The organism is Microlunatus soli (assembly GCF_900105385.1).
GTDB lineage: Bacteria > Actinomycetota > Actinomycetes > Propionibacteriales > Propionibacteriaceae > Microlunatus > Microlunatus soli.
In genome coordinates, this window is sequence record NZ_LT629772.1 from 1,619,895 (window position 1) to 1,633,735 (window position 13,841).

Genomic DNA, 13,841 nt, shown 5'->3' on the forward strand with positions numbered 1-13,841 from the left:
GCCTAATCGATTCGGCTCGTCCGCGAGGAGCTCGCCCGGTGAACACCTCACCCGCCACGACATCGACGCCCCGGGTCGGGTCGCCGCTGCCGTACAACGCTCTGATCTGGCTGGCCGTGGCCGCCTTCTCCACCGGGATCGACGGCTACGTGCTGGCCGGTCTGCTGCCCAAGATCGCCGGCGAGCTGAGCGTCACCGAGGCACTGGCCGGCCAGCTGGTCTCGGTGTTCGCGCTGACCTCGGCGCTGGCCGCTCCCCTGCTCGGGACGGCCACCAGCTCCTGGGAACGGCGCCGGACGATCGCGTTGGCGCTGGCGGTCTTCGTGCTCGGCAACCTGGTGGTTGCGCTGGCGCCGATCTACCCGGTCGCGCTGGCCGGCCGGGTGATCGCTGCTCTGGGCGGCTGCCTGCTGAACGCCGCGATCACCGGCCACGTGATCCATCTGGCCCCGCCGGAGCATCGCGGCAAGGCTCTGTCCTTCGTGCTCGGGGGCTGGATGACCGCGACCGCGCTCGGCGTACCGGTCGGGCTGGTGCTCGGCCAGACCAGCTGGCGGTTCCCGCTGGTCATGGTCTCGGTGGTCGGCACTGTCGCGCTGATCGGGATCCTGATCAAGCTGCCGAAGCTGCGGCTACCGCCGACCACCCTGGCCGAGCGACTGCTCCCGCTGAAGCAGCCGCGACTGGTCGCCGGCCTGCTGGTCACCACCGGCATCCTGTGCGCCAGCTACACCTGCTTCACCTACGCCGTGTTGATCTTGAGTCCGACCCACCCGGCCGGTTGGATGATGATCCTGATCATGTTCGGCTACGGCCTGGCGAGCATGCTCGGCAACGCCTTCACCGGCCGACTGGCCGACCGGTTCACCCCGCTTCGGGTGCTGACGGTGATCTTGATCGGCCTGTTCGCCAATGCCCTGCTGGGTGCGGTCGCGTTCGCAGCGGCCGCACCGGCGGTGATCGCCGTTCTGGGACTGGCCTGGTTCTTCCTGGCCGGCATCGGCAACGGTGGCGCAGCGGTGCCGCAGCAGGCCCGGCTGGCCTCGATGGCACCGCAGTCGGCGGCGATCGTGATGGCCCTGAACGCCAGTGCGATTTCGCTCGGCTCAGCGCTCGGCGGTGGGCTCGGCGGCCTGACCTTGACCGCCGGTGCCCCGGCACCCAGCCTGCTGTGGGTTGCCGCCGGTGTTCTCGCCCTGACCTTGATCCTGCACGGAGTGGTCGCCGGACTGACCGCGCGACACGCTCGCCAGGTCGCCGCCGACCCGGCCTGACAATGACGACCGGGCCGCGACCGCACAGGTGACGATCAGGATGCCAACGACTCCTGCAGATCGTCCAGGATGCGACCGGCGGCGATCACACCGATGCCGGTCATCCAGACCTCGTCCTGGACCCGGAAGGCCCGCTCGGCTTTCACACCCTTCAAGGTCTTCCACAGCGGCGAGCCGAGTGCCGACTGCTCGGCCTCGACATTCTCCTGGCCGTAGGTGGCGACGTAGATCGTCTTGCCGTCGGCGTGTTGCAACTCCTCCTCGCTGATCTCGGTGAAGCGCCGATCCTCGGCTCCGTTGAGTTGCTGGAACTGCGGACGCGAGATCCGGGCGTCGGCGAGCACCTGACCGGCAAAGCTGTCCGGACCGTAGATCCGGATCCCGGCCTTGATGAAGCGCACCAGGGAGACATCGGCGGTCGGCCCGTCGACCTGTTGGCCGACCTTCTCGGCCCGATCGGTGAGCTCGGTGAGCAACGTCTTCGCGCGATCACCCTGACGCAGCGCCTTCCCGTCGAGCAGGACATTCTGCTTCCAGGTGCTGCCGACCGACTCGGTGAACACCGTCGGCGCGATCTTGGACAACTCGTCGTACTTGTCCGGGGTGCGGAACTTCGATCCCAGGATCAGGTCCGGCTTGAGCGCCGCGATCTTCTCCAACGCCGGTTCGGCGATGCTGCCGACCGTCGGCACGTCGTGAACCGTCGGACCGAGGTACTGGGGCTGTTCACCGGTTCCGACCGCGATCGCACCGACCAGCTTGTCCTGCAGACCGAGTGCGCAGACGGTGTCCAGCTTGTCGCTGTCCAGCACCACGATCCGCTGTGGGTCCGCCGGCACCTCGGTCTGCCCCATCGCATGCTTGATCGTCCGCGAACCGGACGGCTTCGCGGCGCGACCGCAGACCTCGTCACCCGGCGCCTTCTTCGGCCCGACGGCGGTCAACGCCGCGGAGTCCGACGTTGCGCCGGAGCCGGCTCCTGCCCCTCCCGAACAGCCGGCCAACGCCAGCAGGGTGAAGACGACGGCCACGATCACGGGCCGGGAACGAGACGGCATCGAGAACAACCCTCCACTAGAAGTTAGGTGCACCTAACCCTAGCGAGCCGGCGCGGCAATACCGACCCCGGCCCGATCCCTGGGACCGGCGGCTCGAACCGGATGTTCCGCGCTGGCTGTTTCGAGGCCGGTCTAATGTGCGAGCGTCGCCGGCCGGGCGGTCCTACCGTCACAGACCATGAGGACTCAGCCCGAACCGTACTGGACCTCCGGCTTGCATCGTGCGCTGCAACAACAGCCGGACGGGATCGCCACCATCCAGGGGGACCGGCAGCGCACCTTCGCCGAGCAGGCCGATCGGGTGGCCCGGCTCGCCGGTGGGTTGCGCGGGCTCGGCGTCGGTGATGGCGTTCGGGTCGGCCTGCTCGCCCTCAATTCAGACCGTACTGTCGAAACGATCCTCGCGATCCCGTGGGCGGACGGAGTGTTCAACCTGATCGACACCATGCGCGCACCGTTCGAGATCGCGCCGATGCTGGCCGAATCCGATACCGAAATCCTCTTCGTCGACGACGCCTTCGCAGCTGTGGTGCCCGAGGTCCGACGGGGGTGGCCTCGGCTCCGCGCCGTGATCCACCTCGGCGACGAACCGACACCGGACGGGATGATCGACTACGAGGCACTGATCGCCGGCAGCTCCCCGGCGGAGGACGCGAACCGGGGCGGCGACGCGCTCGCGGGACTGGTGCACACCGGAGGGACGACGAGCGCACCGAAGACCGTGATGCACACCCACCGCGCGATGCTCACCATGATCATGACGATGGGGCTGACGAATCCCGACTTCATCCGGCCCGGTACCCGCCAGCTGCAACTGACGCCGATCTCGCATGTCTCCGGCGTGGGCTCGGTGCTGATGCAGTCCCAGTTCGGCAACACTCTGGTACCGTTCCCGCGATTCGACCCGGCGGTGGTCCTGGAGGCGATCGAGAAGCACCGGATCACGGCGGTATTCATCGTGCCGCCGATGCTGCAGCGGGTCGTCGACCACCCCGACATCGAACGGAGTGAGCTCAGCAGCGTCCGCAACATCATGTACGGCGCCTCCCCGATCACCGAGCAACTCCTGCAGCGAGCCTCGGCGCGCTTCCCGCAGGCAGGTTTTGCCCAGCTCTACGGGCTGTCGGAGTCACTGTCCTTCACGATGTCCACGCCGGAGGACCACCGTCGGCCGGGGCCGCAGCGCCGCTCCGGCGGTCGGGCGATGCTGCACACCGAGCTGCGGGTCGTCGATGCCGACGACAACGATCTGCCGACCGGCACGGCCGGGGAGATCCTGCTCCGCGGCCCCGGGCTGATGCGCGGCTACTGGGACGCCCCTGACGCCACCGCCGACGCACTTCGCGGTGGCTGGATGCACACCGGCGACGTCGGCTACCTCGACGAACACGGTTACCTCTACATCGTCGACCGACTCAAGGATGTCGTCATCGTCGACGGCGACAACGTGCACTCTCCCGAGGTGGAGAACGTCCTGGCCTCCCACCCTGACGTGGCGGCCTGTGCCGTGATCGGCGTCCCCGACGACACCACCGGCGAGCGCGTTCATGCCGTGGTGGTGGCCCGGGCGGGAAGCGAACCGGATACCGCGCAGTTGCACAAACATTGCGGCGCGTTGTTGCCGGATTTCAAGGTCCCGCAGAGCTGGGAGCTCGCGGCGGCGCTTCCGCTGTCGCCCACCGGGAAGGTGCTCAAACGCGAACTGCGGGCACGGTACTGGACGGGGCTGGACCGTCAGGTGAACTGACCTGTCGTCACAACCAGCGGTCGGCCTCGGCGTACCATCCGAGCCCGAGCATGCCCCAGCCGATCAATGCCTGCAGCCACCGGTCCTCGGTTTCGCTGAGCGGCCGACGATCGGTATAACTGTCGATCAGCAGTCGCTGCCGCTGCGGTGTGATCGGTTGCCAGTCGTGATACCAGGTGCCGAGCAGGCAGACGGCGTGCGCCAGGTCGACGACGGCCGGATCGAGTCGGGCCTCCTCGAAGTCGAGTACGCCGCTGATCCTGGTGTCGTGCCAGAGCAGGTTGGCGCCGCGGAAGTCGGTATGCACCGGCTGTTCGGCCGGCAGGCCGGACCGGTCGGGCAGTTCGTCGATCCTGCGCCGCAACCGCTCCACCAGTTCCGGTGCGGTCTCCGCACGCCCTTCGGGCAGCACCCACAGCTCGCCGCGGCCGGCGACCGGCCATGCGTCAGTGAGCCGTTTCGCGTCCGGCCAGCAGGCCAGATCGTCGTGCAAGGCGGCCAGGGTCTGACCCGCGGCACGCACCTGAACATCGTCGCCGGCGTCCAACAGCGACCCGTCCAGGACCGGCTGGACACCGATCGATCTGTCGTCTCGTAGCAGTTGTCGTTCGCCGCCGAGCGAGGTCAGCGGCCGGGCCACCGGATGATCATGATCGGCGAGCCAGTCGACCATCGCGGCGCGAGCGTCGAGCCAGCCGTGCACCGCCGCGATCCGGCAGATCTTGATCATCAATCGCGACGGGGGTGTCGTCACCCAGACCATCAGATTCTGCGCGCTGATCACCAGCCGGTCGACCGAACGCACGCTGATCCGGTAGTCCCCGGCCAACAGATCGGCCGCCCAGTCGACCGCCGCCGCGGCATCCTCGAAGCCGAACCGCCGGCGCAGTTCGTTCTCCGGGTCGACACTCTCCCAGAGCATCTCCGGCGGCGGTGCGATCAGCATCGAAGTCCTCCAGGTATCGGCGTCGGCAGCACGGTAGCGTCCCGGCGTGCCGCTGGTGTGGACCGCGTGATCGGGCGAGAGCCGGATGCGACCGGACGGGCCGGCGGCCCCGATGGAGTGGCCGGTCGCGTCCGTGGTCTTCCTCGATCGGCGTACTGTCCTTGCCGAGTACGGCGTCCTGAGCGACGCGGCCACGGTGCGGACTCCGTCGGATGGTGATCGCCGATTGACCGACCCGCTGCGGCTGACGCGGTGGCTGGGTGAGCGTGGCATCGGACTCGGCTGAACCACAGCTCCGGGCCGGCGCGAGGGGCGTCAACGATCCACCGGGCACGGGCAGCACGACCATGCGTGCGAGCCTCTCAACGCGCGTGGGCGGCCGGTCGGTCCGGTACGGCTGCCAGGGCGGCACCGGCGATGGCGAGTACCTCCTCGGTCGAGCCCCCGTCCCTGGCACACCCTGACATGCCGCGCATCACCGCCATCAGGAACGACGCCAAGTCGTCAGGTCGAACGGCGTGCGGAAGGTCGCCGTCGGCGACGCCTTGTTCGATCCGGTCGGTGAGCCTGCGACGGAGGGCTTCACGTTGTGCGGCCAGGCGCGGTTCGGTCAGCAACAGGCAGCCCAGTGGAGTTTCCGTGCTGGTGTGCGCCCGGGCGGTGTCGTCGAGCATCGCGGCGATGGCCTCGCGAGCGGTCGGACAGGCGAACGCCCGCTGCACGGCGTCGCAGGTCCGGCGGAAGTAGAGGTCGGAGGCCTCCGCGAAGAGGCTTTCCTTGTCGCCGAACGCCGCGTACAGGCTCGGCGGAGTCACGCCCATCGCTCTGGTCAGCATGGCAACGCTGGTCTCGGCATAGCCCGTGCGCCAGAACTGCTCGACGGCTGCGGCCAGCGCAGCGTCACGGGAAAAGCTTCGAGGTCTGCCAGCCATGCCACCAGCATATCGTAACGATCGCTATTGAATGTGATACGTTCAGGACTCAATCAATAGTGATCGCTACAAAAAGGGAGAGTCACGTGCAATTGAAGAACGCCGTGGTGCTGGTGACCGGAGCGAACCGAGGGATCGGAGCGGAGTTCGTCGCGCAGCTCAAGGAGCGTGGAGCGTCAAGGATCTACGCGACCGCCCGCGATGCGAGTGCCATCGCCGCAGACGGAGTCGAGCCGATCCAGCTCGACATCACCGACCCCTCGCAGATCAAGGCCGTCGCCGCCGCGGCTGACGACGTGCAGGTCCTGATCAACAACGCCGGAGTCGCGACCGGTACGTCCCTCGTTTCCGGTGACGTGGCGGAGATCCGGCGGGAGATGGACACGAACTTCTTCGGCCCGCTACTCATGACGCAAGCGTTCGCGCCGATCCTGAAGACCAACGGGGGAGGTGCCATCCTCAACGTCGTCTCGGCACTGTCGTGGTTCACAATCCCGGTCGCCGGCGCCTATGCCGCATCCAAGGCGGCCACCTGGAGTCTGACGGACAGTACGCGTCTCGAACTCGCGGATCAGGGCACGCACGTCGTCGGCGTGCACATGGGTCTTGTCGACACCGACATGGCTGCGGGTTCCGACGGGCCGAAGATCACTCCGCGCGCCTTGGTCGACGCCGGGCTGGACGCGATCGAGTCGGGTCACGACGAAGTCCTGGCCGACGACTGGGCGAAGCTCGTGAAGTCCGGACTCACCCTCGACCCCGCACAGCGATACGAGCAGTTGTTCGCGGCACTGTCCGAGAGCTGACACGTCGACGCTCAAGGGCCGACGGAAGCACAGAATCAACGCGATCACGAACCGGCTCGACAGCTGGATGCCACCGATCCGACCGGACGCTGTTCACCAAGATCATCTTGGACGAAGACCTCGGCTACACCCTGCGAGCCTGCCGCCGGCATCCTCGCCCACGCCAACACCGCGGTGGCCGGCGATGTGCACACAAAAACGAACCTGCCCCGTCATCAGGCGGGGCAGGTTCCGATCTTCTGAACTGATGTGGAGCTAAGGGGATTCGAACCCCTGACCTTCGCATTGCGAACGCGACGCTCTACCAACTGAGCTATAGCCCCAGATCACGCCGCTATCCGTGGACCTCGGGTGATGTGCGCGAGCAAGACTAACACCGGTGACGCGATCGGTCCGAATCGGCCGCCCGATCCGGACCAGCCGGCGATCACTCGCCGACGGCACGCCCCAGGTCGTCGCCGGTCTGCTCGGGTTTACGGGCCACCTCGACCACCTGGTCGGGCTGCGCGACCGGCTGCGGAGTCGGCCGGTCCGCCGTCACCGGACCGTCCTCCCGGACCGGCTGGGACATCTCCGGTGCGGCCAGATCGATGGTTCGGACCGTCCGCGGCGCGAGCGGCTTGGACACGTAGGTCGGCATCGTGATCGGCAACGGCTCCCAGAGCCCGCCGGACTTGGACTTGATCTTGATCGACGGCTCGGAGTCCGGGGTGCCGACCAGATCGGCGACCGTCCGCCGATTGAGCAGCACGGTGGACTCCTCGCTCCCCCGCCGGATCTCGGCGTAGCGGGCGTCGAGGTCACGGTGCATCGCGGCGACGGTGAAGCGGGACAGTCCGAAGAAGCCGACCACCAAGCCCGCCGGAATGGCCATCACCCACCATGGGACCAGGCCGGTCGCCCAGACCACGACGGCTGCGGTCAGCAAGATCATCAGCACCAGCAGGACCCGACGGCGGCGCAACGCGGCGGTCTGTTCGAGCCGGCGGAGTTCACCGACCGCTGCCCGGCGGGTCAACGGGGTGGAGATCTCGACCTCGGGCATCTCGGTCAGATCCTGATCGAGCAACGGAGCCGAGCCGGACCGGATGATCCGGACCGAGTCGGAGAAACGATCATGAGGATCGGCCTCGGTGCTGGTCGATTCTTCCTTGCGTCGCAGGTAATTGGGCACCAGATAGGCCAGCCAGGCGAACGCGATGGCTGCATAGATCAGACCTGTCGTACCCACACCGAAACCGTACGGGTTGTTCGCCCGGTCCGGCCCGATGTCGTGCGGTGTGTCGCGGAGTCTGTGTCCACCCGGTCTGGTTCGGACACCTCGCCCGGGATCCCATCGAAGGATTTCTCACGACCGGAGTGATCAGGAGGCGTGTGCGTTGGGCTCCTGCCCTTCGACAGGCTCAGGGCGCTCGTCAGGCTCAGGGTGCTCGATGGGCCGGGTGTGCTCGGTGTGCCGTTCGGCAGGCTCAGGGTGCTCGCCGGGACGCCCTTCGACAGGTTCAGGGACCTCGGTGGACTCGGCGTCCTGGACGGACTCACCGGCTGAACGAATTTGATCTTGCTCCCGACGGTGATCCCAGCGGTCGAGCAGACCGTCGCCGACCTCGTCGCCGTTCAACGCGAAGATCAGATGATCACGCCAGTCGCCGTCGATGTGCAGATAGCGCGGCCGACTGCCCTCACTGCGGAAGCCGAGCTTCTCCACCACCCGCAGGCTCGGGGCGTTCTCGGGACGGATCGCGACCTCGATCCGATGCAGTTGCAGGGTCCGGAAGCAATAGTCGACCGCCATCGCCACCGCCGTCGGGGTAAGCCCACGACCCGCCAGCCGTTGGTCGATCCAATATCCGATCTGTCCGGAGGCGGCCGATCCGCCGACGATCCCGCTGACCGTCAGTTGACCGGCCAGCACCGGCCGGTTGGACCGGCTGTGCTCCTCGGGTTGGAAGACGATCAGCCACGGCAGCATCCGGCCCTGTCGAGCCTGCCGGTTGAGATTGCGTACCAGGGCACCGTAGGTCGGCGGTCCGGGCGAGGAGTTCGGCGGCAACGTCGCCTCCCAGGGGCGCAACCAGCTCGCGTTCCGACGCCGGACCCGTTCCCACTCGGCGGCGTCTCGTAGCCGCATCGGTCGCAGCGTCACGTCGCGGTGTTGCAGGGTGACCGGCCACCGTCGGCCGACCGGCGGTGTGTCCATCAGTGGTCCCCGCCCCGGAGTTGGCTGACGGCGTGCCCCAGCACCGGGGCGAGGACCGCCATCCCGTCCCGGGCGCCGCCGCGAGAACCGGGCAGATTGACGATCAGGCTGCGGCCGGCGGTTCCGGCGATCCCTCGGCTCAGCACGGCCGTCGGTACTCCATGATCGACACCATAGTCAGCGATCGCCGCGGCCAGCTGCGGCATCTCGCGTTCGATCACCCGGCGGGTCATCTCCGGGGTGTGGTCATCCGGGCTGAGACCGGTGCCACCGGTGGTGATGATCACGGCGTGCTCGGCGGCGACGGCGGCGAACAGGGCGGTCGCCACCGGCTCACCGTCGGCGACGACGACCGGGTCACCGACCGCGAAGCCGGCTTCGGCCAGCGCGTCGACGATCAGCGGACCGGATCGGTCGGCATAGACGCCGGCCGACGCGCGGGTCGACACCGTGATCACGGCGGCGCTCAGTCCGCTGCGATCACCTTCGGACGGTTCGGCCGGCTCTGGTCGACCCGCGACAGGAGCTGCCATCTCACCCGGCTTCTGTCGCCGGACGCCGCCAGTCGCCGCGTCGACCGCCGCTCTTGGACTCGACCCGGACATCGGTGATCACCGCACCCCGATCGATCGCCTTGATCATGTCGACCACCGACAAGGCGGCCACGCTGACCGCGGTCAGCGCCTCCATCTCCACCCCGGTCCGGCCGGTGGTCCGGACGGTGACGGCGATCCGGACTCCCTCGTCGACGACCTCGAGGTCGATGTCCACTCCGCTGAGCGGCAGCGGATGACACAACGGCACCAGATCGGGGGTCTTCTTCGCGCCCTGGATACCGGCGATCCGGGCAACCGCCAGCGCGTCGCCCTTCGGAACCGTGCCGTCCCGCAGCGCGCCGACGGCCTCGGCGTTCAATCGCACCAGGCCGGAGGCTGTCGCGGTACGAGCCGTCGACTCCTTGTCCGACACGTCGACCATCCGGGCCGTCCCGGTGGCAGTGAGGTGCGGAAGATCACCGGGCATCGTCAGTTGTCCTCACCCAGCAACCAACAGTCGATCTCGTCGCCTGCGGCGACGAAGTCGGTCTCCTCGTCGATCAGCAGCAACGCATCGGACAGCGACAGCCCACCGAGCAGGTGTGATCCGTGCCCGCCGGCAAGATCAACCGTCCGGTGTCCTTGATCATCGGTCCGCACCACGCCACGGGCGAACTGCAGCTTGCCCGGGACCGAGGTGATCGCTCGCGCCGCAGTCAGTCGGACGGTCGGACGGACGAACGGTTCGACCCCGGCAAGCTTGCGCAGCACCGGTCGGACGAACGCCTCGAAGGAGACGAACGCGCTCACCGGGTTGCCCGGCATCATGATGATCGGCGTCTGGTCCTCGCCGATCAGCCCGAATCCCTGCGGCTTTCCCGGCTGCATCGCAACGCCGGAGAAGTCGCACGGGCCGAGTTCGGGCAGCACCTGCTTGACGATGTCGTAGTCACCCTGGCTGACCCCACCGGTGGTCAGGATCAGGTCCGCGCGGACCAGTTGATCGGAGATCACCTGCTTGAGCTGCGCCGGGTCGTCGGGCACCCGGCCGACCCGGAACACCTGCGCGCCGGCGGCCTTGGCAGCAGCAGCCAGCATGTAGGAATTGGAATCGTAGATCTGCTGATCGTTCTGCAACGCGAGTCCCGGCTCGACCAGTTCGCTGCCGGTGGAGACGACCACGACGCGGGGCCGAGGCCGGACCATCACCTGATCGACGCCGATCGCCGCCAGCAGCCCGATCGAGCGGGAGGTCAGCCGGTCACCGGCACGCAGTACGGTGTCGCCCTCGTTGACGTCCTCCCCGACGCGGCGGACATGCTGACCGTTGATCGACGGTTCGTTGATCCGGACGTCCTCGGCGCCGCGATCGGTCGCCTCGTAGGGCACGATCGCGTCGGCACCTTCCGGCAGCGCGGCGCCGGTCATGATCTTCATAGCCGTCCCCGGCGACAGGGTGTGCGGCGCCGGGGAACCGGCCTGCACCTCACCGACGACCGGCAGGCTGACCGGAGTCTGCTCGGTGGCGTTCTGGACATCGGCGGCACGGACCGCGTAGCCGTCCATCGCGGAGTTGTCGAACCGCGGCATGCTCACCCCGGCGACCACGTCCTCGCACAAGCTCAACCCGACCGAGTCCAGGATCTGTTGGCCGAACGGCGGCAGCGGCTCGATGCAGCTCAACAGGTATGCCCGGTGGTCCGCCATCGCACGCAGTCCACCGGCCCCCGGCTCCGGCGGATCGGGCAGCTTCGGAGCCTCCGGCTCTTCGACAACCGGTTCCGGCTTTCGCTTGCGGCGCAACAATGGCATGCCGCCAACCCTAATCTCCGACCCCACTCAGCCCCGGCAACCCGCCCACAGGCAGGCCACCTGCGCGCGATATATCAAGGTTAGGCACGTTCCAGGGGTGCGGGAACGTGCCTAACCTTGATATATCGCGCCTAGTTGGACCGCACCTGGTTGAGGTGCTGGCCGAGGCCGTCGGCCCAGGCTCGTACGGTGTCGCCTGCGGTCAGGTAGCGGGGCGGGTGTTGGCCGGCGCCGACGCCGGCCGGGGTGCCGGTGCTGATCACGTCGCCGGGATAGAGGGTCAGGTATTGCGAGATGTAGTGCACCAGGTGCCGGACGCCGAAAATCATCCGGCCGGTGTCGCTGTCCTGAAGGGGCTGCCCGTTCACCTCCAGACCGAGCCGGATCGCCTGCGGGTCCGGCACCTCGTCCGCGGTCAGCAGCCACGGCCCGATCGGGCAGAAGGTGGCGCAGTTCTTGCCCTTGTCCCATTGTCCGCCGCGCTCCAGCTGGAACTCCCGTTCGGAGACGTCGTCGACCAGGACGTAGCCGGCGATGTAGGCGTCGGCCTGCTCCTCGGAGTCCAGATAGGCCGTACCGGTCGGTTCGCCGCCGATCACCACTCCGAGCTCGACCTCCCAGTCGGTCTTCACCGACCCGCGCGGCAGGACGATGTCGTCCCGGGCCCCGATCATCGTGTCCGGCGCCTTCATGAACAGGATCGGCTGGTCGGGCGCCTGTTGACCGCCTTCGGCGGCGTGGTCGGCGTAATTGAGGCCGACGCAGATGATCTTGCCCGGCGTGACCGGCGGCGCAAACCTCACCTTCTCCAGCGACAGCTCCGCTCCCGCCGTCGTCGGGTCGTCGATCACCTGCTGCGGGCTGCTGCCGTCCGGCACGGTCAGCACCGTGTCCTCGCCGGCCAGCTCGACCACGACCGCATCGACGAGACCGTCGGCGGTCCGGATCCGGGCACGTCTCATCGGTTCTGCCTTCCCTTCAAGCGACCCCAGTTGAGATAGCCGATCCCGAGGGCGTGCGATCCCTGGTTCGGGACCAGTTCGGCCGCCTCGTAGACCCGCAGCGCCTGCCGATAGATCTCGACATCCTGTTGGGCGTAGGCACCCCAGCGGGCACACTGCACGGCATTGGATGGTGCGGCGTCGCCGGTGCCGTCGACCCGATACCAGACCTCGGTGTCGCTCCGCACCACAAGGTTGCGGTAGGTGGCGGCGAACCTCGGGAGTTGATCTTGGGCGGACCGGATCCCGGCATCGGCTGCGGCGTGTACGAACTCGACCGAGATGGCTGCGTGGCTGATGTCCTCGACCTGTTGGGACGCCGAATAGGACGGCGTATAGCTGGAGACGTCATCGGCGGCCGAGTAGCCCCGGTACACCTCGGAATTCACCGCCCAGTAGGGCCAGGAGTAGGCACCGTCAGCACTCGATCGCAGACCGTGCATGTACGACGCCAGCAGTGCCTCGACCTTGTCCCGATAGCCGGTGTCGCCGGTCGCCCGGTACAGCTCGGCCAGCGTCTGGCCCATCGCGTGGCTCTGGTTGTAGGGCTGCACCGCACCGTCGAACGGTATCGGCGCACCCCTTTCGAACACGTAGTCACCGCTGCCGTCGGGAGCCGTCCGGTATTCGTGATCATGGAACGCTGCCGCCCGCTCGGCCGCCCCCAAGGCCCGCCGGGCCTGACCGCCGAGCCGGTCCAGCAGCAGAGCGTCGGAGTCGAGGACGATCCGAGCGAACTTCGCCAGCGGATAGCTGATCATGCCCGTGTGCACCGCGAACACGTAGTACTGGATGGCGAACCTCATCGTCGTCCCGACCGGCGCCGCTGCCGGCTGCTCCCTCAGCTCGACCGCGGTCCACCGGGCAGAGGTCTTGTAGGCGGCGTTGATCAACGCGACCAGGTAGCGGTCGTCGGCCGGGTCGAGGCTGACGTCGGTCAGCGTCAGCGCCGCGGCGGTCGGATTGTTCAGGGTGAGGGTGAAACGGTCCCCGACGACCGCGCTGATCGTTCCGGACGTCTCCGCGCCCCTGGTCCCGGCCCAGCGCACCTGCACCGCGGGCGTGCCGTCGGCTGTGGTCACCGTCCCGTGCGCCGCGGTGTAGTTGCCGGCGGTCCGCCAGACGTCTCCGGAACGGCCGGCGTAGTCGGTGACTCCGCGAGCCGTGTCCGTACGGTTCAGCACGGTGTCGGCGTAGTCGGCGAACCTGTCGAGGTAGCCACGATCCCGATGCGCCTGGTACATCCGGAGCAGGCCGAGCAGATAGTAGGAGGCACCCCAGGCGTACCCGCCGCCCTCGTTGTCGGTAAATCCTTGATCGAAGTAGGCCTGTTCGGCGATGTCGAAGGCACCCGGGCCGTCGTATTCCAGGGCGGCGGCGCCGGCTACCGAGGGTCTGCCGAGCGCCCAACTGGCGGTGCCGGCGGCCAGCGCGCCGAGCAACACTCGACGGCGACCGATCGGCCGATTGCCGATGGGGATCGTCATGGTGATTCCTTTCGCCCCGTGGTCGGGGCCGGGATGGGAGGG

At 68.0% G+C, this 13,841-nt stretch carries 14 protein-coding genes and 1 tRNA gene; 4 read left to right on the forward strand and 11 right to left on the reverse strand.

Translation table 11 applies throughout. The features are described from left to right. Positions 1-38 precede the first annotated feature (38 nt). A complete protein-coding gene (locus BLU38_RS07590; protein WP_091522387.1) occupies positions 39-1,274 on the forward strand; it encodes an MFS transporter in 1,236 nt (411 codons plus the stop codon). A gap of 35 nt (positions 1,275-1,309) precedes the next feature. On the opposite strand, the gene BLU38_RS07595 is transcribed toward BLU38_RS07590, so the two are convergent. Then, entirely contained in the window at positions 1,310-2,332 is a 1,023-nt protein-coding gene (locus BLU38_RS07595; RefSeq protein ID WP_091522390.1) for an ABC transporter substrate-binding protein, read from the reverse strand. 178 nt (positions 2,333-2,510) lie between these two features. Between BLU38_RS07595 and BLU38_RS07600 the strand changes: the two genes are divergently transcribed. Next, positions 2,511-4,079, forward strand: coding sequence for an AMP-binding protein (locus BLU38_RS07600; protein WP_091522392.1), 1,569 nt, complete (start codon positions 2,511-2,513; stop codon positions 4,077-4,079). Positions 4,080-4,086: 7 nt separating this feature from the next. On the opposite strand, the gene BLU38_RS07605 is transcribed toward BLU38_RS07600, so the two are convergent. Then, positions 4,087-5,025 (reverse strand): phosphotransferase enzyme family protein, encoded by a 939-nt coding sequence (locus BLU38_RS07605; protein ID WP_157683278.1) that lies wholly within the window; start codon positions 5,023-5,025, stop codon positions 4,087-4,089. 85 nt (positions 5,026-5,110) lie between these two features. On the opposite strand from BLU38_RS07605, the gene BLU38_RS30785 reads away from it, so the two are divergent. Beyond that, positions 5,111-5,311 carry a hypothetical protein gene (locus tag BLU38_RS30785; RefSeq protein ID WP_157683279.1) on the forward strand — a complete coding sequence of 67 codons (201 nt, stop codon included), beginning with the start codon at positions 5,111-5,113 and terminating at the stop codon, positions 5,309-5,311. A 76-nt stretch (positions 5,312-5,387) separates the two neighbouring features. On the opposite strand, the gene BLU38_RS07610 is transcribed toward BLU38_RS30785, so the two are convergent. After that, entirely contained in the window at positions 5,388-5,957 is a 570-nt protein-coding gene (locus BLU38_RS07610) for a TetR/AcrR family transcriptional regulator (RefSeq protein ID WP_091522399.1), read from the reverse strand. 86 nt (positions 5,958-6,043) lie between these two features. On the opposite strand from BLU38_RS07610, the gene BLU38_RS07615 reads away from it, so the two are divergent. Beyond that, positions 6,044-6,763: an SDR family oxidoreductase gene (locus BLU38_RS07615; protein ID WP_091522403.1), complete on the forward strand. Its 720-nt coding sequence runs from the start codon at positions 6,044-6,046 to the stop codon at positions 6,761-6,763. Between the two features lie 250 nt (positions 6,764-7,013). On the opposite strand, the gene BLU38_RS07620 is transcribed toward BLU38_RS07615, so the two are convergent. The 8 genes from BLU38_RS07620 to BLU38_RS07655 form a co-directional block, all read right to left on the reverse strand. After that, positions 7,014-7,086 (reverse strand) — tRNA-Ala (locus BLU38_RS07620). Positions 7,087-7,190: 104 nt separating this feature from the next. Next, complete coding sequence (gene sepX, locus BLU38_RS07625; RefSeq protein WP_091522407.1) at positions 7,191-7,994, reverse strand: divisome protein SepX/GlpR; 804 nt, start codon at positions 7,992-7,994, stop codon at positions 7,191-7,193. Positions 7,995-8,126: 132 nt separating this feature from the next. Beyond that, positions 8,127-8,963: a GNAT family N-acetyltransferase gene (locus tag BLU38_RS07630; RefSeq protein ID WP_091522410.1), complete on the reverse strand. Its 837-nt coding sequence runs from the start codon at positions 8,961-8,963 to the stop codon at positions 8,127-8,129. After that, positions 8,963-9,496 carry a MogA/MoaB family molybdenum cofactor biosynthesis protein gene (locus BLU38_RS07635; protein ID WP_091522413.1) on the reverse strand — a complete coding sequence of 178 codons (534 nt, stop codon included), beginning with the start codon at positions 9,494-9,496 and terminating at the stop codon, positions 8,963-8,965. Before BLU38_RS07635 ends, BLU38_RS07630 begins: the two co-directional genes overlap by 1 nt. Before the next feature lies 1 nt (position 9,497). Next, positions 9,498-9,986 (reverse strand): cyclic pyranopterin monophosphate synthase MoaC, encoded by a 489-nt coding sequence (gene moaC, locus BLU38_RS07640; RefSeq protein ID WP_091522418.1) that lies wholly within the window; start codon positions 9,984-9,986, stop codon positions 9,498-9,500. Positions 9,987-9,988: 2 nt separating this feature from the next. Next, positions 9,989-11,311 (reverse strand): molybdotransferase-like divisome protein Glp, encoded by a 1,323-nt coding sequence (gene glp / locus BLU38_RS07645; RefSeq protein WP_091522422.1) that lies wholly within the window; start codon positions 11,309-11,311, stop codon positions 9,989-9,991. A gap of 131 nt (positions 11,312-11,442) precedes the next feature. Next, positions 11,443-12,273, reverse strand: a complete 831-nt coding sequence (locus BLU38_RS07650) for a fumarylacetoacetate hydrolase family protein (protein WP_091522426.1) — start codon at positions 12,271-12,273, stop codon at positions 11,443-11,445. Next, complete coding sequence (locus BLU38_RS07655) at positions 12,270-13,799, reverse strand: glycoside hydrolase family 88 protein (protein WP_091522430.1); 1,530 nt, start codon at positions 13,797-13,799, stop codon at positions 12,270-12,272. The genes BLU38_RS07650 and BLU38_RS07655 overlap by 4 nt, the downstream gene beginning before the upstream one ends. Positions 13,800-13,841: the final 42 nt, after the last annotated feature.

Coding starts and splice junctions, on each gene's coding strand:
- BLU38_RS07595 (WP_091522390.1), bottom strand. CDS start 2,332: ATGCCGTCTCGTTCCCGGCCCGTGATCGTGGCCGTCGTCTTCACCCTG.
- BLU38_RS07610 (WP_091522399.1), bottom strand. CDS start 5,957: ATGGCTGGCAGACCTCGAAGCTTTTCCCGTGACGCTGCGCTGGCCGCA.
- BLU38_RS07630 (WP_091522410.1), bottom strand. CDS start 8,963: ATGGACACACCGCCGGTCGGCCGACGGTGGCCGGTCACCCTGCAACAC.
- BLU38_RS07655 (WP_091522430.1), bottom strand. CDS start 13,799: ATGACGATCCCCATCGGCAATCGGCCGATCGGTCGCCGTCGAGTGTTG.
- BLU38_RS07650 (WP_091522426.1), bottom strand. CDS start 12,273: ATGAGACGTGCCCGGATCCGGACCGCCGACGGTCTCGTCGATGCGGTC.
- glp (WP_091522422.1), bottom strand. CDS start 11,311: ATGCCATTGTTGCGCCGCAAGCGAAAGCCGGAACCGGTTGTCGAAGAG.
- BLU38_RS07600 (WP_091522392.1), top strand. CDS start 2,511: ATGAGGACTCAGCCCGAACCGTACTGGACCTCCGGCTTGCATCGTGCG.
- moaC (WP_091522418.1), bottom strand. CDS start 9,986: ATGCCCGGTGATCTTCCGCACCTCACTGCCACCGGGACGGCCCGGATG.
- BLU38_RS30785 (WP_157683279.1), top strand. CDS start 5,111: ATGCGACCGGACGGGCCGGCGGCCCCGATGGAGTGGCCGGTCGCGTCC.
- BLU38_RS07635 (WP_091522413.1), bottom strand. CDS start 9,496: ATGGCAGCTCCTGTCGCGGGTCGACCAGAGCCGGCCGAACCGTCCGAA.
- BLU38_RS07605 (WP_157683278.1), bottom strand. CDS start 5,025: ATGCTGATCGCACCGCCGCCGGAGATGCTCTGGGAGAGTGTCGACCCG.